This is a genomic window from Streptomyces sp. NPDC060366, from assembly GCF_042725135.1.
In the GTDB taxonomy this organism is placed as follows: Bacteria; Actinomycetota; Actinomycetes; order Streptomycetales; family Streptomycetaceae; genus Streptomyces.
On sequence record NZ_JBHXDC010000007.1, the window covers coordinates 85972 to 103152 of the forward strand.

14 protein-coding genes are annotated in these 17181 nt (G+C 71.8%); 9 read left to right on the forward strand and 5 right to left on the reverse strand.

The genetic code is table 11. From position 1 onward, the window contains the following. The first annotated feature begins 206 nt into the window (after window positions 1-206). Window positions 207-1010, forward strand: a complete 804-nt coding sequence (locus ACFWHU_RS18965; RefSeq protein WP_387225798.1) for an SGNH/GDSL hydrolase family protein — start codon at window positions 207-209, stop codon at window positions 1008-1010. A gap of 268 nt (window positions 1011-1278) precedes the next feature. Next, window positions 1279-1542 (forward strand): hypothetical protein, encoded by a 264-nt coding sequence (locus ACFWHU_RS18970; protein WP_187280303.1) that lies wholly within the window; start codon window positions 1279-1281, stop codon window positions 1540-1542. Between the two features lie 231 nt (window positions 1543-1773). Here the strand turns inward: ACFWHU_RS18970 and ACFWHU_RS18975 are convergent, their stop codons facing one another. After that, window positions 1774-2556, reverse strand: a complete 783-nt coding sequence (locus tag ACFWHU_RS18975; protein ID WP_387225801.1) for an ABC transporter permease — start codon at window positions 2554-2556, stop codon at window positions 1774-1776. Beyond that, complete coding sequence (locus ACFWHU_RS18980) at window positions 2553-3536, reverse strand: ATP-binding cassette domain-containing protein (protein ID WP_385795819.1); 984 nt, start codon at window positions 3534-3536, stop codon at window positions 2553-2555. The genes ACFWHU_RS18975 and ACFWHU_RS18980 overlap by 4 nt, the downstream gene beginning before the upstream one ends. Window positions 3537-3613: 77 nt before the next feature. On the opposite strand from ACFWHU_RS18980, the gene ACFWHU_RS18985 reads away from it, so the two are divergent. After that, window positions 3614-4324 (forward strand): TetR/AcrR family transcriptional regulator, encoded by a 711-nt coding sequence (locus ACFWHU_RS18985; RefSeq protein WP_387225803.1) that lies wholly within the window; start codon window positions 3614-3616, stop codon window positions 4322-4324. Between the two features lie 66 nt (window positions 4325-4390). Here the strand turns inward: ACFWHU_RS18985 and ACFWHU_RS18990 are convergent, their stop codons facing one another. The 3 genes from ACFWHU_RS18990 to hmgA are packed head-to-tail and all read right to left on the reverse strand — an operon-like array spanning window position 4391 to window position 7796. Further along, the gene (locus ACFWHU_RS18990; RefSeq protein WP_387225806.1) at window positions 4391-5584 is read right to left on the reverse strand and encodes a type ISP restriction/modification enzyme; all 1194 of its coding nucleotides are present in this window, start codon (window positions 5582-5584) and stop codon (window positions 4391-4393) included. A gap of 56 nt (window positions 5585-5640) precedes the next feature. Further along, window positions 5641-6390 carry a GntR family transcriptional regulator gene (locus tag ACFWHU_RS18995; protein WP_385795827.1) on the reverse strand — a complete coding sequence of 250 codons (750 nt, stop codon included), beginning with the start codon at window positions 6388-6390 and terminating at the stop codon, window positions 5641-5643. 32 nt (window positions 6391-6422) lie between these two features. Next, on the reverse strand, window positions 6423-7796 hold the full coding sequence (gene hmgA, locus ACFWHU_RS19000; protein WP_387225810.1) for a homogentisate 1,2-dioxygenase: 1374 nt from the start codon (window positions 7794-7796) through the stop codon (window positions 6423-6425). A 235-nt stretch (window positions 7797-8031) separates the two neighbouring features. Here hmgA and ACFWHU_RS19005 point away from each other — a divergent pair, with 235 nt between their 5' ends. The 6 genes from ACFWHU_RS19005 (at window position 8032) to ACFWHU_RS19030 (ending at window position 17165) form a co-directional block, all read left to right on the forward strand. Further along, window positions 8032-8703 (forward strand): TetR family transcriptional regulator, encoded by a 672-nt coding sequence (locus ACFWHU_RS19005; RefSeq protein WP_387225812.1) that lies wholly within the window; start codon window positions 8032-8034, stop codon window positions 8701-8703. 119 nt (window positions 8704-8822) lie between these two features. Beyond that, window positions 8823-11096 (forward strand): molybdopterin oxidoreductase family protein, encoded by a 2274-nt coding sequence (locus ACFWHU_RS19010; RefSeq protein ID WP_387225815.1) that lies wholly within the window; start codon window positions 8823-8825, stop codon window positions 11094-11096. Between the two features lie 121 nt (window positions 11097-11217). Further along, window positions 11218-12693, forward strand: a complete 1476-nt coding sequence (locus ACFWHU_RS19015; RefSeq protein WP_387225817.1) for a CitMHS family transporter — start codon at window positions 11218-11220, stop codon at window positions 12691-12693. Further along, window positions 12693-13997, forward strand: a complete 1305-nt coding sequence (locus ACFWHU_RS19020) for an MFS transporter (protein WP_387225819.1) — start codon at window positions 12693-12695, stop codon at window positions 13995-13997. Before ACFWHU_RS19015 ends, ACFWHU_RS19020 begins: the two co-directional genes overlap by 1 nt. 270 nt (window positions 13998-14267) lie before the next feature. Next, window positions 14268-15632, forward strand: coding sequence for an ABC transporter ATP-binding protein (locus tag ACFWHU_RS19025; protein WP_385795842.1), 1365 nt, complete (start codon window positions 14268-14270; stop codon window positions 15630-15632). A 120-nt stretch (window positions 15633-15752) separates the two neighbouring features. Next, on the forward strand, window positions 15753-17165 hold the full coding sequence (locus ACFWHU_RS19030) for an aldehyde dehydrogenase family protein (RefSeq protein WP_387225821.1): 1413 nt from the start codon (window positions 15753-15755) through the stop codon (window positions 17163-17165). Window positions 17166-17181: the final 16 nt, after the last annotated feature.

Consider the following 17181-nt stretch of genomic DNA (forward strand, 5'->3'; position numbering starts at 1 on the left):
TACTTCGACCGGTGGTTTCCGGAACCTCCCTGTTCGGATTTACTCAATCCGTTATCGGGCACGCGCCCGTTCCGGCCAGTTCGAGCGGTATACGCGCGTCCATCTGCAAGTTTCACCGGATCTACTTGGCATGGACACTTCCTGTGAAGTCCCGTGCCTGGTACGAACGTTGAGGCAGAGATCCCGCCTACTGGAGGTCCCCCCACATGAAGCTGTCCAGATTCGCCGCGCTCTCCTCGTCGCTCCTGCTCGGTGCCGTCCTCACGCTCACCGGCGCGAGCCAGGCCCAGGCCGACGAGTCCGCCGCGCTCGACTACGTCGCCCTCGGCGACTCCTACTCATCAGGTCTCGGAGCCGGTTCGTACGGCGACAGCGGCTCCTGCAAGCGCAGCAGCGTGGCCTACCCGCAGCTCTGGGCCAACGCCAACTCACCCTCGTCGTTCGCCTTCACCGCTTGCTCGGGCGCTCGTACGGGTGATGTGACCGGCAGTCAGCTCGGCCCCGTCAACTCCGGGACCGACCTCGTCAGCATCACCGTCGGCGGCAACGACGCCGGCTTCGCCGACGTCATGCTCACCTGTGTCCTCCAGTCCGAGGCCAGCTGTGTCTCGCGGGTGAACCAGGCGCGCGGCTACGTCGACACCACGCTGCCCGGCCAACTGGACAGCGTGTACAACGCGATCAGTTCCCGTGCGCCCGCCGCCAAGGTCGTCGTCATCGGCTACCCGCGCTTCTACCAGCTCAACGGATCGTGCGTGGTGGGCCTGACCGAGACCGAGCGGAGCGCCATCAACGGGGCCGCCGACCACCTCAACTCCCTGCTCGCCAAGCGCGCCGCCGACCACGGCTACGGCTACGCGGACGTCACCGGCCCCTTCACCGGTCACGAGATCTGCTCGTCGAACTCGTGGCTGCACAGCGTGAGCGTGCCGAACCTCGGTGAGTCCTACCACCCCACCGCGCAGGGCCAGTCGGGTGGTTATCTGCCGGCCTTCTCTTCGGCCGTCTGACCCAATCGCGGATCGTACGAACTGACCGCCGGGCCGGTACCGGTCCGCCCGTCCTCCTGGGGCCGGCGGACCGGAATCGACGTTCGATCTCATCGAACAGCCCGGCGGTCTGCTGTCCAACTCGCCCTGGAATACAATGGATTCAACGGAAGGGCAGTCATCCCCGAACGGGTGCTGTCAATCCTTGAGGCGGGATACACGAGTGTCCCATGGGGGCGATAGGGTTAACCTGCCCGAGCCGGGTGCCCTCGTACGGGTGGGGAGTGACATGGATCAGATAACAATGCACAGCAGGGCGCGAGTACCTGCCATCACATGTGGGAGCAGCGCGACCAGTTCACGGCTCGACCGCCATCTCTCGGTGCTCGGCGGCCCTGCCGTCCCGCAGCGCGAGGCGGCCGAAGCGACGAGCCTGATGCGGGAGCTGACCTCGCGGGACGAGGTACGGACCCGCAGGAGCAAGAGCGCGCGCGTCTCCCTGTTCGCACCGCTCAGGCGGCTGCGACGGTCCCTCTTCGGCAGCCGCCGCTGACCCATCAGGTCGGCGGTCGCCGACCCCCGGACAGCGCTCGGACGATCACACCGTCCCGACGCAGCGCCGCTCTCCGCTCGCCCGTCACTCCCGGGGCCGGCGGCGGTGCGTCGGTGTGCTCGCCGAGCGCCGGGACCGCCCCTCGGCGGTGCCGCCGACTCACCACCCGGCTAGGTGAACCGGCGGCAGCGGAAGGGGCGGTGGCACCACGGAACGGCACGGGGCGGGCGTCTATGCCCCGCTCCTCGTGTACTTGCGCACCGTCAGCGGTACGAACACCGCCAGGATCACCAGTCCCCAGAGCAGCGCGCCCGCCACCGGGTTCGCCAGCGGCCAGGCCGCGTCCGCGTTCGGCGACGCGTTGCCGCACAGGTCGCGTACGGCCGCCGCGACCGCGCTGATCGGGTTCCACTCGGAGACCACCCGCAGCCACCCCGGCAGACCTTCCGTGGGGATGTACGCGTTCGAGAGCAGCGGCAGGACGAAGGTGACGCTGCCCAGTTGACCCGCGATCTCCTCGTTGCGGATGAGCAGACCGAGATACGCGCCGACCCATGTGGTCGCGAAGCGGAAGAGCAGCAGCAGACCGAAGGCCCCGAGCGCCCCCGGCACGCCGCCCTCGATCCGCCAGCCCACCGCGACCCCCACGAGCACCAGCGGCACGATGCCGATCGCCGTGGTGAGCACATCGGCCGCGGTCTGGCCGAGCGGTACGGCGACCCGGCTCATCGGCATCGTGCGGAAGCGGTCCATCACGCCGCGCTGCGCGTCCTGGGCCGACTGGAACATGCCGGTCATGATGCCGCCGGCCGCCGTCGCCGCCAGCAGCCCCGGCACCAGGAAGGCCCGGTACTCCTCGCCCGGTGTCGCGAGCGCGCTGCCGAAGACGAAACCGAAGAACAGCAGCATCGTGATCGGCATGGTCTGGGTGAGGATCACCACGCCGGGGGAGTGCCTGATCCGCTGGAGATGGCGGCCGAGTACGGCCGTGCTGTCGTGGGCGACGGTGCTCACGCGGCGCTCCTTCCGGTGGCCGTACGGGGCGCGGCCGCGCCGCCGGTCAGCCGCAGGAACACCTCGTCCAGGGTCGGCGGGCGCAGGCTCGCGTCGATCACCGGCACCCCCGCCGCGTCCAGTTCGCGGACGATCCGGGGGAGGGTGAGCGTGCCGCCGGTCGCCACGGCGCCCACCGCCCGGCGCGTGCGGTCGATCACCGGCTCGGCGCCGGTCAGTTGGTCGAGTACGCCCGCGGCGGCGAGGAGGACCGGCTCCGTGGCGTCCTCGGCGACGACCACTTCCGCGTACGCCCCGATCCGGGACTTGAGCGCGGCGGGCGTGCCGCGGTGCGCCGCCCGGCCGTGGTCGATCAGCACGATGTCGTCGGCCAGTCGGTCGGCCTCCTCCAGATACTGGGTGGTCAGCAGGACGGTCGTGCCCTCGTCTGCCAGCTCGCGCACCGCGGTCCAGATCTGGTTACGGCTGCGCGGGTCGAGTCCGGTCGTCGGCTCGTCGAGGAAGAGCACCCGGGGCCGGGTGAGCAGGCTGGACGCCAGATCGAGGCGGCGGCGCATACCGCCCGAGTAGGTGCGGGCGGCCCGGTCGGCGGCCTGGTCGAGTTCGAAGCGCTCCAGCAGCTCGTCCGCGCGGGCCCGGCCCGCCGCTCCCCTCAGGCGCAGCAGTTTCGCGAAGAGCCGGAGGTTCTCCCGGCCCGTCAACTCGCTGTCCACGGAGGCGTACTGGCCCGCGACACCGATCGCCGCGCGGACCGCCGCCGCCTCCTTCACGATGTCGTGCCCGGCGACGGTGGCGGATCCGCCGTCGGGGCCGCTGAGCGTGGTGAGGACACGTACGGCTGTGGTCTTGCCCGCGCCGTTCGGCCCGAGCACCCCGCAGACCGTGCCCGGTGCGACGGCGAGATCCAGGCCGCGCAGGGCGTGGACTTCGCCGAAGCGCTTCTCCAGACCCTCACTAAGTACGGCGTACGTAGTATTCATGCGGCTCACCGTACCCCACTACGTACGCTGTACGTAACTGGCCCTCTGGGGGAGAATGGCGGACGAGGTGATGACCGATGGCGGGGCGACCTGCTGAACCCGAAGTGATCTGGTCGCGTCCCGAGCGCGCCGCCCGTGGCCCCAGGCCCGCGTACACCCGCGCCGAGATCGCGGCCGTCGCCGTACGGATCGCGGACGCCGACGGCATGGACGCCGTCTCCATGCGCCGGGTCGCGGGGGAGCTGGGCTGCGGCACGATGTCGCTGTACAACTACGTGCCGCGCAAGGAGGACCTGTACGAGCTGATGGTCGACCTGGTCGCGGAGGAGCACGCCCTGCCCGAGCGGCCCACCGGCGACTGGCGGGCCGATCTGACGGCGCTCGCCCACCGGGCGCGGGCGATCATGCGGCGCCATCCATGGATGTCGCGCCTGATGTCGTCGGCCTACGGATTCAGTCCGAACACGATGAAGTTCCTCGAATTCAGCCTGTGGTGCCTGGACCCGCTCGATCTGCCGTACGGCCGCAAGGTCGAGCTGGTGGCCATGGTCAACGGTGTCGTCACCACCTACGTCGCCAACGAGATCCAGACCGCCGAGCGCACCCGTTCGCTGCCCTGGCCGGCCGAGCGGGAGCACGAGATCCGGATGGCGTATCTGGAGAAGCAGATCGCCTCGGGGCGCTACCCCCGGCTGGCTGCGGCCTTCGCGGAGGACTCGGGGCCCGTCGACATGGAGGCCGTCTTCGACCGGGCGCTGAGCCGGGTGCTCGACTCGTTCGGCGGCTGACGACCCGCCGTGCTGACGGCCTATCGTGGCTGACGGCCCGCCGGGCCGACCGCCCGTCAGTGCCGCTCAGATCAGGGCGAACTGGCCGTCCGGGCCCTCCTCGTGGTGGTCGAGCACCGACGCGGGACGCCGGGCCGCGTCGGGCACCGGCAGCACACCGGCGGCCCGCAGCTCGTCCGCGCCGATCAGCGGCCCGTGGTCCAGCGCCGCGCCCAACTCCCGCTGTCGGGGCCGCAGTCCGGCGAGCAGCGCGAGCACGGCGATCAGCTCCAGCAGCTCCGACGTCCACTCCTGCGGCCAGGCAGGCGGGCCGATCGCCTCCAGGGTGCCCGGCTCCGGCGGCTCCGCGCGCCGCTCGAACCACAGCTCGATCATCCGGACGCCACCGACCTGGAAGTCCCACGCCTCCGCCGGCACGGGTGAGATCCGGCCGTCACCGATGTGGAGCGTCTCGTCCTCGGAGTCGTAAACGATCGTCGTGGGCCGGGCGGGGACGGCGGCGCGTACGTACGGGCGCCGGCCGCCCGGCAGGCGGGGGCGCTCCCCGCCGTGCGCGCCGCGCAGCTGGACCTCGGCCAGCCGGGCGCCGAGTGCCACCCCGGTGGTCCACAGGTCCGGATCGGCGGTCAGCGGCACCACACAGCCGCGCGGCGAGGGCCGGGCCGCCGCGACCGCCCAGTCGAGCAACTGGCGCGCGGTGACCTCGTGTCCCAGGCGCGCGGTCAGCGTCTCCGTGAGTCCGGGCGTCAGATTGGGTTCGGCGCCGCCCGGCCGGCGGTGGAGCGGCCGGATCCGGCCGGGGCGCCCGGCGGGGGAGCGGCCGTCCGGCAGCAGGGCGCTCACGAGCAGCGCGGGCCCGGCGGCGCCGGGGACGAACCCCTGTTCCACGGCGAAGACCTGACACTCGTCGGCGACCCGCCACAGCTCCGGCCTGGCCGCGTCGATCAGCCGGTGGTCGGGGATCAGATAGCGCTCGTCGAACGGACCGTGCCCCACCCGCAGCGGCGTCGGACACCGTCCTGACTCCCGCGCGAACCTCCCCGTGCCCGCGAGCTGTCCCGGCAGCGCGGTGACCGCGCTCCGGGGCGTACGGGAGCGGGTCGGCCGGAACAGCGCCGTACGCTCGGCGCCCGTGGCCCGTATCAGCGCGTTCCAGCGCGCGGTGAGCGAGGCGGCGTCGGGGGCGAGGATCCAGCCGCGGCCGAGCCGCAGCGGCGCCACCGACCACGGCATGAGGTCGCTCAGCAGCGGGGCCGTCATACGGGCACACCCCTCCCGGTCCGTCGCGTGCCGTCGGGATGAGCGTACCGACCGGGTCAGTCCGTCTCCATGGTGACCGAGAACGAGAAGCGGTCGCCCCGGTAGCGGATCCTGGCCACGTCCACGATCTGGCCGTCCGCGTCGTACGTGACCCCCGTGTAGTGCAGGATCGGGCTGAGCAGCGGCACCTGGAGCAGATCTGCCGTGACCGGGTCGGCGAGCGTGGCCTCCACCGTGTCCGTGATCCGGCTGATCCGCACCCCCAGCACGTCACGCAGCACCTTGGTCATCGGCCAGCGCTCCAGATCCGCCGGATCGAGACGGTCCGCGACCTCCGTACGCAGCGCGTTCTCGGCCCAGTTGGTCGGCTCACCGCTCTCGCCGTCCCGGCGCAGCCGCCGGTAGAGGGTCACCTCCTCGACGCCCGGGAAGTACTCGGCCAGCTCGCCGGGCACCGGCGCCCGGCCGTGGCCCGTCACCGTCGTCCGCTCGCCCGACTGCTGCGCCACGACCGCGTCGATGGAGCCGAGCAGCCGACGGGGCGCCCCGCGCCGCGCGCCCGGTTCGATGAAGGTGCCGCGCCGCCGGTGCCTGCTGATCAGGCCCTCCTGCTCCAGCTCCTTCAGGGCCTGGCGCATCGTCAGCACGCTGACGCCGTAATGCCCCGCCAACTGCTCTTCCGTGGGAAGGCGAAGCGGGTCGTGCGGGCGCCGGCCGAGTATGGACGCCCGCAGCGACTGCGAGACCTGGTACCAGAGGGGCAGCTTGCGGTTGAGGACCAGCGAATCGGGTGCGAATGCGGTCACGGCGGGCTCCGAATCGGGCGGGTCGGACCGGATCAGGGTCTGCTCGCCGGGGCCGGTCCCGACGTCGGCGCCGACGTGGTCCCTGACGTGGGCGTGAAGTGGCGCTCCAGACCCTGCCACACGTCGTCGTAGCCCGTCTGAAGGTGTCCGGCCGTCGCGGCCTGGGCGGTGGCGGTCACCGGCCAGCGCGTCTCGAACATGAACGCCAGCCCGTCGTCGATCCGCTGCGGCCTCAGCTCGGCGGCGCTCGCCCGTTCGAACGTCTCCCGGTCGGGTCCGTGCGCCGACATCATGTTGTGCAGCGAACCGCCGCCGGGGACGAAGCCTTCCGCCTTGGCGTCGTACGCCCCCTCGATCAGGCCCATGTACTCGCTCATCACGTTGCGGTGGAAGTACGGCGGACGGAAGGTGTCCTCGCCGACCAGCCAGCGCGGCGCGAAGACCACGAAGTCGACGCCCGCCAGGCCGGGAGTGTCCGACGGCGAGGTAAGCACCGTGAAGATCGACGGATCGGGGTGGTCGTAGCTGATGGTGCCGATCACATTGAAACGGCGCAGGTCATAGACGTACGGCAGATGGTTGCCGTGCCAGGCCACGACATCGAGCGGGGAGTGGTCGTACGTCGCGGTCCACAGATTCCCGCAGAACTTGTTGACCACCTCCGTCGGGCGCTCGACGTCCTCGTACGCGGCGACGGGAGCCAGGAAGTCCCGTGCGTTCGCCAGGCCGTTGGCGCCGATCGGGCCGAGGTCGGGGAGGACGAAGGGGCGGCCGTAGTTCTCGCAGACGTAGCCGCGCGCCGTCTCGTCCAGCAGCTCGACGCGGAAGCGCACACCGCGCGGGATCAGCGCGACATGGCCGGGCCGGGCGGCGAGGAGGCCGAACTCCGTGACGATCAGCAGCCCGCCGTGCTCGGGGACGATCAGCAGCTCGCCGTCGGAGTCGCTGAACACCCGTTCGGTCATGGGGGAGTTGGCGTGGTACAGGTGCACGGCCATACCCGCGCGCTGCGCGGCGTCGCCGTTGCCGCCGAGTGTCCAGAGGCCGGCCAGGAAGTCCGTGCCGGGCGCGGGCTCCGGCAGTGGGTTCCACCGCAGCCGGTTGGGGTCGGGCACGGACTCGGTGAACGGCGCACCGCGCAGGGCGCCGTTGTCGGTCCGGGTGAACGGCGGGTGCGCCGCCGACGGGCGGATGCGGTAGAGCCAGGAGCGGCGGTTGTGCGCACGGGGCTCGGTGAAGGCACTGCCGCTCAACTGCTCCGCGTACAGACCGAGCGGGGATCTCTGCGGTGAGTTGCGTCCCACGGGCAGCGCGCCTCTTACGGCCTCCGAGCTGTGCTCGTTGCCGAAACCGGTGACGTACTCCAGACCATCGGCCGTCTTCCGCGCCCGCTCGGTGTCGCTCATCGCCGCTCCCCGTCTCGCTGTCCTGCCCGGTTCTCGAATCCTATGCTTAACCGTAGGATTCCGGGGATGGCGCGTCAACGGGAACGGGTCCCGTTGGCGGAAAGAGACCCCCGCGGAGACCGGCCGGAGACACCGCGAACAGAAGTACGGTCGCGGCGTCTCGAAGCGGGGGCCTTTGAGGGGGAGACTCGAAGGGCCGCGACCGCCGGACATCTCGCGAAGGGTGGGCCCGCCCGTGCACGGAGTCGGTGCCGACACCCATGACGGCCTTCGCAGGGCCCCCGTGCAGCGGCGCAGCGCGGCGCGGCTCGCCCGGATCCTCGACGCCTGCGCCGAACTGCTGGACGAGACCGGCTACGAGGAGCTGTCCACCCGCGCGGTCGCCAACCGGGCGGGTGTGCCCATCGGCTCGGTGTACCGCTTCTTCGGCAACAAGCGCGACATGGCCGACGCACTCGCCCGGCGCAATCTGGACCGCTACGTCGAGCGTGTCGAGCGGCGGCTCGCCGCGATCCCGGCCGCCGACTGGCGGTCCGCCATCGACGTGGTGCTGGACGAGTACCTCGCCATGAAGCGCACGGTCCCCGGGTTCGGGCTGGTCGACTTCGGCAACAGGATCCCGGTGGGCGCGCCCGAACCGCCCCCGGAGCGGACGCCCGCCGGCGAACCGGCCGTCGACCCCGCCCCCGACCCCGACCACCGGGTCGCGGACCGCCTCACCGCGTTGCTCGCCGCGCAGTTGCGCCGCGTGCCGGACGCCGCGCTGCGCCGGATGGTCCTGGTCGCCGTCGAGGCGGCGGACGCGCTGTTCCAACTCGCCTTCCGTACGCACGCGTCGGGCGATCCGGACGTCATCGCGGAGACGCGGGAGCTGGTCCGCGCGTATCTGGCACGGACGTTGGACTGAGGGCCCGGTCGACGTCCCGGACCGCAGCGCCGGCGACGGACCCCCTTCCCTCATCCGTACCGGTCGGTATGCTCGGGAGGGCTCGCTCGTCAGCGCCGTCGCCCGCCCCTGGAGGACCCATGCCGCCCACCGGCCCCACGCGTCCCACCCGCACCGCGCTGCGCGTCTGCCCCCTCTGCGAGGCCACCTGCGGACTGACCCTCACCATCGAGGGGACCAGGGTCACCGGAGCGCGCGGCGACCGCGACGACGTGTTCAGCAGGGGCTTCATCTGCCCCAAGGGAGCCTCGTTCGGAGAGCTGGACGCCGACCCCGACCGGCTGCGCACGCCACTGATCCGCGTTGACGGCGAGTTGCGCGAGGCGACTTGGGACGAGGCGTTCGACCTCGTCGCCGCCCGGCTGCCCGCGCTCGTCGAGGCGCACGGCCCGCAGTCCGTCGGCGTCGTCCTCGGCAACCCCAACGTCCACACGATGGCCGGCGCCCTCTACCCGCCCGTCCTGCTGAGCGTGCTCCGCACCCGTAACCTCTTCACCGCCTCCACCCTCGACCAGATGCCGAAGCACGTGTCGAGCGGTCTGCTCTTCGGCGACGCCCTCGCGATCCCCGTCCCCGACCTGGACCGCACCGACCATCTGCTCCTCCTGGGTGCCAACCCGCTGGACTCCAACGGCAGCCTCTGCACCGCGCCCGACTTCCCCGGCAAGCTCAAGGCCCTGCGCGGGCGCGGCGGCACCCTCACCGTGGTCGACCCACGCCGTACCCGCACCGCGAAGATCGCCGACCGGCACCTCGCCATCCGGCCGGGCACCGACGCCCTGCTGCTCGCCGCCCTCGTCCATGTCCTGTTCGACGAACGGCTCACCGACCCCGGTGCGCTCGCCGGCCATCTCGAGGGGCTCGACGAACTACGGGCCGCGGTAGGGAACTTCACGCCCGAAGCCGTCGCGGCGGCCTGCGACCTGGGCGCCGATGAGATCCGTACCCTCGCGCGTGAACTCGCCGCAGCGCCCACCGCGGCCGTCTACGGGCGCATCGGAAGCTGCACCGTCGAGTACGGCACGCTCGCCAGTTGGCTCATCGACGTCCTCAACGTACTGACCGGCAATCTCGACCGGCCCGGCGGCGCCCTCTTCCCGCTCTCCGCCACCGGCCGCGCGCCCCGCCCGGCCGGTCTCGGCAAGGGGTTCGCCCTCGGCCGCTGGGCCAGCAGGGTCGGCGGCCACCCGGAGGCCAAGGGTGAGCTGCCCATCGCCGTCCTCGCCGAGGAGATCGAGACGCCGGGGGAAGGGCGGATCCGCGCGGTGATCGCCCTCGCGGCCAATCCCGTGCTCTCCGCGCCCGACGGCAGCCGCCTCGACCGGGCGCTGGACGGCCTGGACTTCATGGTCAGCGTCGACCCGTACCTCAACGAGACCTCGCGCCACGCCGATGTCGTACTGCCCCCGCCGCCGCCCTCCCAGAGCGCCCATTTCGACTTCTCCTTCAACGGCTTCGCCGTACGCAACCAGGCCCGCTACAGCCCGCCCGCCGTCCCCCTGGCCGCCGGTCTGATGGACGAGAGCGAGATCCTGGCACGGCTGGTGCTCGCCGTGGGCGGGCCGCACGGGGTGGACCCGTCGGCCGTGGACGACCAGGTCATCGACCGCGTGCTCACCAAGGCGGTCGCCGACCCGCTGTCACCCGTGCACGGACGCGACGCGAAGGAACTCGCCGCGGAGCTCAGCGGGACCGGCGGCCCCCAGCGGCGGCTCGACCTGATGCTGCGCCTGGGCCCGTACGGCGACGGATTCGGCGCCGACCCGGCGGGGCTCACCCTCGCCCGGCTCGTCGAACAGCCCCACGGTGTCGACCTCGGACCGCTGAAGCCCCGGATCCCCGGGCTCCTCAAGACCCGCAGCGGGCGCGTCGAACTGTTTCCCGCGCCGATCGCCGCCGATCTGCCCCGGCTGCGCGAGGCGCTCGCCGAGCGGCCCGCGTCGCTGGTGCTCGTCGGGCGCCGCCATCTGCGCTCCAACAACAGCTGGATGCACAACGTGCCGACGCTCAACGGCGGTTCGAACCGCTGCACGGTCCAGGTCCACCCCGAGGACGCCGAACGGCTCGGTCTCGCCGACGGCGGAGCGGCGCGCGTCACCACCGGAGCGGGCGAGATCACGATCCCTGTCGAGATCACCGACACCGTCCGGAAGGGCGTCGTGAGCGTGCCGCACGGCTGGGGGCACGACCGCCCGGGGACCCGGATGGCGGTGGCCCACGCGCGGCCGGGCGTCAACGTCAACCAACTGCTCGACGGGAGCCTGCGCGACCCCCTGTCGGGGACGTCGGTCCTCAACGGGTTTCCGGTCGAGCTGGCCCCCGAGCGACCGGTGGAGACCAGCACCCCGGCGTGACCTGGGGTTTTGCGCGTATTGCTCGCGCGTCAACATCTTGTTAACGCAAGGAAACGGCACCTAACGTCATCCGCACCGCCGACCCGGGTGGGAGTTCAAGGGTGAACGTGAGGTACCTCAAATGCTGACAATCCTCGGATTCGTCATGATCGCCACCTTCCTGGTGCTGATCATGACGAAGAAGATGTCGCCGATCGCGGCGCTCGTACTGATCCCCGCGCTCTTCTGTGTCCTGGTCGGCCAGGGCGCGAAGCTGGGCGACTACGTCATCGAGGGAGTCGGCGAACTGGCGCCGACCGCGGCGATGCTGATGTTCGCCATCGTCTACTTCGGCGTGATGATCGACGTCGGCCTCTTCGACCCGATCGTGCGGGGCATCCTGCGCTTCTGCCGGGCCGACCCGATGCGCATCGTGGTCGGTACGGCCCTGCTCGCCGCGATCGTCTCGCTGGACGGCGACGGCTCGACCACCTTCATGATCACCGTCTCGGCGATGTATCCGCTCTACAAGCGGCTGAAGATGAGCCTGGTCGTGCTGACCGGTGTCGCCGCCACGGCGAACGGCGTCATGAACACCCTTCCCTGGGGCGGGCCCACGGCGCGGGCGGCCACCGCGCTGAAGGTGGACGCCACCGACATCTTCGTACCGATGATCCCCGCGCTCGCCGTCGGACTGCTCGCCGTCTTCGTCCTCGCGTACGTCCTCGGCCTCCGCGAGCGCAAGCGGCTCGGCACGCTCACGCTGGACGAGGTGCTGGAGCCGGTCAACGAGACGCTCACCGAGCCGGTCACCGAGACGGTGCTGGTGGAGGCCGGAGGCGGTACGACCGGCGGTACCGGCAAGGGAGCCGGGCGGACCCGGACGGGCGGCGGCGCCGGCGACGCGGCAGGTGCCGGTCCTTCCCTCGGCAAGGTCTCCGGCGCCGAGGAGCAAGAACCCGCGGACGACGACGACTTCAAGGGCCTCGACCCCAACCGTTCGACCCTGCGCCCCCGTCTCTACTGGTTCAACGCGGGACTCACCCTCGCCCTGCTCACCGCGATGATCATGCAGATCATGCCCATCCCGGTCCTCTTCCTGCTCGGCGCCGCACTCGCCCTCACGGTCAACTTCCCCTCCATGACCGACCAGCGGGCCCGGATCGCGGCCCACGCCGACAACGTGCTGAACGTCTCCGGCATGGTCTTCGCGGCGGCCGTCTTCACCGGCGTCCTGACCGGCACCGGTATGGTCGAACACATGGCTGACTGGCTGGTGGGCGCCGTCCCCGATGGCATGGGCCCGCAGATGGGACTCGTCACCGGTCTTCTGAGCCTGCCCCTCACGTACTTCATGTCGAACGACGGCTTCTACTTCGGTGTCCTGCCCGTCCTCGCCGAGGCCGGCGCCGCGCACGGCGTCTCCCCGCTGGAGGTGGCCCGCGCCTCGATCGTCGGCCAGCCGCTGCACATGTCGAGCCCGCTCGTCCCCGCCGTCTACGTCCTCGTCGGCATGGCCAAGGTCGAATTCGGCGACCACACCAAGTTCACCGTCAAGTGGGCCGTGCTCACCTCGCTCGTCGTGCTCGCCGCCGCGATCCTCTTCGGCACCATCTGATGCCGGCGGGGGACCGGCGCTGGCTGCTGCGTCTCGTCATCGCCTTCGCCTTCTCCCAGGCGGCGGTGTCGATGGCGCGGCCGGCCGTCTCCTACCGGGCCCTCGCACTCGGCGCCGACGAGCGCGCGGTCGGCGTCATCGCGGGTGTGTACGCGCTGCTGCCGCTGTTCGCCGCCGTACCCCTGGGACGCAGGACCGACCGGGGGCGCTGCGTCCCCCTCCTGGCCGTCGGCGCCGCGCTCATCGGCGTGGGCTGCGGCCTCAGCGGTACGGCGGGCTCACTGGCCGCCCTCGCCGGCTGGAGCGGAGTGATGGGCCTCGGTCATCTCTGCTTCGTCATCGGCGCGCAGTCCATCGTCGCCCGCCGCAGCGCACCGGCCGACCAGGACCGCAACTTCGGGCACTTCACCATCGGCGCCTCGCTCGGCCAACTCGTCGGGCCGGTCGCCGCCGGGCTGCTGGTCTCCGGCCAGGACGGCGCCATGGGGCGTACGAGCGCGCTGGCCCTGGTCGTCTCGGCCGGGGTCGCGGCCGTCTCCCTCGTCTGGCTGCGGCGGCTGGAGCCGCCGCTCACACCGCTCGCGCCGAACGCCTCGCGGGGCAAGGTCAAGCGGAGCTGGGAGGCCCGGCGGGCCAAGTCCGGCAAGGTTTCGGTACGGCGCATCCTGCGCAGCCGCGGTGTTCCCAGCGGCATCCTCGTCAGCCTCGCCGTGCTCTCGGCGACGGACATCCTCACCGCGTACCTCCCCGTCATCGGCGAGGACCGGGGCATCTCCCCGGCCACGATCGGTGTGCTGCTGAGTCTGCGGGCCGCCGCCGCGATCGCCTGCCGGCTGGTGATGACGCCGATGATCCAACGGGTGGGACGTACGGCCCTGCTCACCGCGTCCTGTCTGCTCGGCGGGCTGCTGTGCGCGGGGATCGCCCTGCCCGTGCCGGTGTGGGGGCTGGCGCTGATGCTCGTGGCGCTCGGTTTCTGTCTGGGCGTCGGCCAGCCGCTGTCGATGACGACCGTCGTCCGGGCAGCGCCCGCAGAGGCCCGCTCGACCGCCCTCGCGCTCAGGCTCACCGGCAACCGCCTCGGACAGGTCGCCGCCCCCGCGTCCGCCGGGCTCGTCGCCGGAGTCGCGGGCACGGGCGCGCCGTTCATGATGCTCGGTGTGCTGCTGCTGGGCGCGGCCGGTCTCGGCGTACGGAGTACTCCGCGCGACGCGGCTCCGGCCGCCCCGGCGCCGACTCCCGCTCGGCCGAAGGCTCCGGAGGAACCGCCCGTCCCCGCCGACGAGGGCCGCCACCGCCGCTGAGCCCGACCCGAGCCCAAGCCCAACCCGAGCCCCGCGCGCCCGACCCGTGCTCAAATCCCCGCCCCGCCCGCCCCGCCGCCCCCGGACGAAGCGCCCTACGACTCCTGTCCGGACGCCGCCCCCTGCATCTGCCGTACCGCCCCCGCCGAGTACCCGCCGCGTACCGCCCCAGGGGCCACCTGTGACGCCGCAAGTCATTCCCTGACCCCGCGCAGTCGGCTAACTTCAGGCGTCGCAGACGCTCAACCTCACCTTCCGGGCGGAATCCTCATGACTCGCGCCATCTCTCTGCACAGTGTCAGCAAGGTGTACGGACGGGCCACACGTGCCGTCGACCGGCTTTCTCTGGACATCGACCCCGGCGAGTTCGTCGTGCTGCTCGGCCCGTCGGGCTGCGGCAAGTCCACCGTGCTGCGCATGATCGCCGGTCTGGAGGACATCACCGAGGGCGAGTTGCTGCTCGACGGCGAGCGCTCCAACCTCATGCCACCGCGCGAGCGCGGGATGGCCATGGTGTTCCAGAACTTCGCGCTGTACCCGAGCATGACCAACCGCGACAACATCGGTTTCCCCCTCCGGCTGGAGAACCCCCGCCAGGACAGCTCGGAACGCATCGAGGCCACCGCCCGGATGCTCGGCATCGAGAACGTACTGGACCGCTACCCCAGTCAGCTCTCAGGCGGCGAGCGCCAGCGCGTCGCGATGGGCCGCGCCATCTCACGGCGCCCCTCGGCGTTCCTCATGGACGAGCCGCTGTCCAATCTCGACGCCAAACTGCGCAATCATCTGCGGGCGGAAATAGCCCAGTTGACGGCCGAGCTGGGCGTCACGACCGTCTATGTGACACATGATCAGGCCGAGGCGATGTCGCTCGGCGACCGCGTCGCAGTCATGCGCGGCGGCGTGCTCCAGCAGGTCAGTTCGCCGCGCGAGACGTACGCGCTGCCGCGCAACGTCTTCGTCGCCGCCTTCATCGGCACCCCGCGCATCAATCTGCTCCAGGCCGTCGTCTACGCGCCGCTCGAAGGCCGGATGTCGATCGATCTCGGCCGGCAGCGTCTGCCGCTGCCCGAACCACTCAGCCCCGACCACCAGTTGCTCCGGATCCAGCAGGGCCGGCAGATCATCGTCGGGCTGCGGTCCGAGGCGGCGCGCATCGCCCCGCCGAGCCAGGCGCGCCCCGGCGAGGTGGCGCTGAGCGGCATCGTCGAGCACATGGAGTACCAGGGGCACGAGGCGCTGGTGCATCTCAACACCGGCTCGCAGCCCGCCGTGGTGCCCGACCTCGAATCGCCCCGCCCGAGGACGGCGCCGCGCCGCCGCCGCAGCGGACCGGGTGTCCTGGAGCGCCTGCGGGAGCGGGCCGCCGCGCATGTCCCCGGCCGGGTCCCCGCGAACGTCTCGGGTCCCGTCGTGGTGCTGGACGACCCCGAGCCGCGGGCCTCCGCCACGTACACCCCGGACCGCCCGGCGATCACGGCGAGCGACCTCGTGGTGCGGACCGGCCCCGACACACGGCTGCGTACGGGGGCGCAGGTGCCGCTCCTGGTCGACCTGGCGCATCTCTACGTCTTCGACCACTACGGCCGGCGGATCTGCCCCGCGCCGACGGACATGCCCGGCCTCGACGTGTGAGGCCGTTCCGGATGTGAGATTCGGGACCCCGGAGGTCCCTGGCGCCGGAAAACTAACACCGCTAGTTTGGGTGGGACGACGCCGAACCGGCCGTGCGCGGCAGCCCCGGGAGGAACACCGATGAAGGCACACGACAGCATGTACATCGGCGGCGAGTGGCGCCCCGCCGCCGGCGCCGACACCATCGCCGTCGTCAACCCGGCGACCGAAGAGGTCATCGCGGAGGTCCCGGCGGGCACCGCCGAGGACATCGACGCCGCCGTACGTGCCGCGCGGGCCGCCTTCCCCGGCTGGGCCGCCACCCCGCCCGTCGAACGCGCGGCGCGCCTCGCGGCCCTGCGGGACGCGATGGCCGCGCGCAAGGACGAGATCGCCGAGACCGTCACCGCCGAACTCGGCTCGCCGCTGCGGCTGTCGAGGGCCGTGCACGCCTCGGCGCCGGTGACGGTCGCGGGCTCGTACGCCGAACTCGCCGCCTCCTACGCCTTCGAGGAGCGGATCGGCAACTCGACCGTGCTGATGGAGCCGGTGGGTGTCGTCGGCGCGATCACCCCCTGGAACTACCCGCTGCACCAGATCGTCGCCAAGGTCGCCCCCGCGCTCGCCGCCGGCTGCACGATCGTCGTCAAGCCCGCCGAGGACACCCCGCTGACCGCACAGCTCTTCGCCGAGGCCGTCCACGAGGCGGGGCTGCCCGCCGGCGTCGTCAACGTGGTCACCGGTATCGGCGCCGTCGCCGGGCAGGCGCTCGCCGCGCACGAGGACGTCGACCTCGTCTCCTTCACCGGCTCCACCGCCGTCGGCCGGCGGATCGGCGCCACGGCGGGGGCGGCGATCAAGCGCGTCGCGCTGGAACTGGGCGGGAAGTCCGCGAACGTGATCCTGCCGAGCGCCGATCTCGCCAAGGCCGTCAAGGCCGGAGTCGCCAACGTCATGACCAACTCAGGCCAGACGTGCAGCGCGTGGACCCGGATGCTGGTCCACACCGACCGGTACGACGAGGCCGTGGAAGCGGCCGCGGCCGCCGTCGCCTCGTACCGTGCGGGCGACCCGCACGACGAACTGTGCCGTGTGGGACCCGTCGTCAACGCGGGACAGCGGGCGCGGGTGCGCGGCTACATCGAGAAGGGCGTCGCCGAGGGCGCCCGGCTGGTCGCGGGCGGCGCCCAACCCCCGCACGAAACCGGCTACTTCGTCGCCCCGACCGTCTTCGCCGACGTCACCCCGGAGATGAGCATCGCGCAGGAGGAGATCTTCGGGCCCGTCCTGTCGATCCTCAGGTACGAGGACGAGGACGACGCCCTGCGGATCGCCAACGGCACCGTCTACGGCCTCGCCGGAGCGGTCTGGGCGGGCGACCGGGACGAGGCCGTCGCCTTCGCGCGGCGGATGGACACCGGCCAGGTCGACATCAACGGCGGCCGGTTCAACCCCCTGGCGCCGTTCGGGGGTTACAAGCAGTCGGGCGTCGGCCGGGAACTCGGCCCGCACGGCCTCGCCGAGTACCTTCAGACCAAGTCCCTCCAGTTCTGAGCCGGGAGAGAAACCG

What these genes read in the sequence shown, in the direction of transcription:
- ACFWHU_RS18965 (WP_387225798.1), top strand. Translation starts at nt 207, where the DNA reads ATGAAGCTGTCCAGATTCGCCGCGCTCTCCTCGTCGCTCCTGCTCGGT.
- ACFWHU_RS18970 (WP_187280303.1), top strand. Translation starts at nt 1,279, where the DNA reads ATGGATCAGATAACAATGCACAGCAGGGCGCGAGTACCTGCCATCACA.
- ACFWHU_RS18980 (WP_385795819.1), bottom strand. Translation starts at nt 3,536, where the DNA reads ATGAATACTACGTACGCCGTACTTAGTGAGGGTCTGGAGAAGCGCTTC.
- ACFWHU_RS18985 (WP_387225803.1), top strand. Translation starts at nt 3,614, where the DNA reads ATGGCGGGGCGACCTGCTGAACCCGAAGTGATCTGGTCGCGTCCCGAG.
- ACFWHU_RS18990 (WP_387225806.1), bottom strand. Translation starts at nt 5,584, where the DNA reads ATGACGGCCCCGCTGCTGAGCGACCTCATGCCGTGGTCGGTGGCGCCG.
- hmgA (WP_387225810.1), bottom strand. Translation starts at nt 7,796, where the DNA reads ATGAGCGACACCGAGCGGGCGCGGAAGACGGCCGATGGTCTGGAGTAC.
- ACFWHU_RS19010 (WP_387225815.1), top strand. Translation starts at nt 8,823, where the DNA reads ATGCCGCCCACCGGCCCCACGCGTCCCACCCGCACCGCGCTGCGCGTC.
- ACFWHU_RS19015 (WP_387225817.1), top strand. Translation starts at nt 11,218, where the DNA reads ATGCTGACAATCCTCGGATTCGTCATGATCGCCACCTTCCTGGTGCTG.
- ACFWHU_RS19020 (WP_387225819.1), top strand. Translation starts at nt 12,693, where the DNA reads ATGCCGGCGGGGGACCGGCGCTGGCTGCTGCGTCTCGTCATCGCCTTC.
- ACFWHU_RS19025 (WP_385795842.1), top strand. Translation starts at nt 14,268, where the DNA reads ATGACTCGCGCCATCTCTCTGCACAGTGTCAGCAAGGTGTACGGACGG.
- ACFWHU_RS19030 (WP_387225821.1), top strand. Translation starts at nt 15,753, where the DNA reads ATGAAGGCACACGACAGCATGTACATCGGCGGCGAGTGGCGCCCCGCC.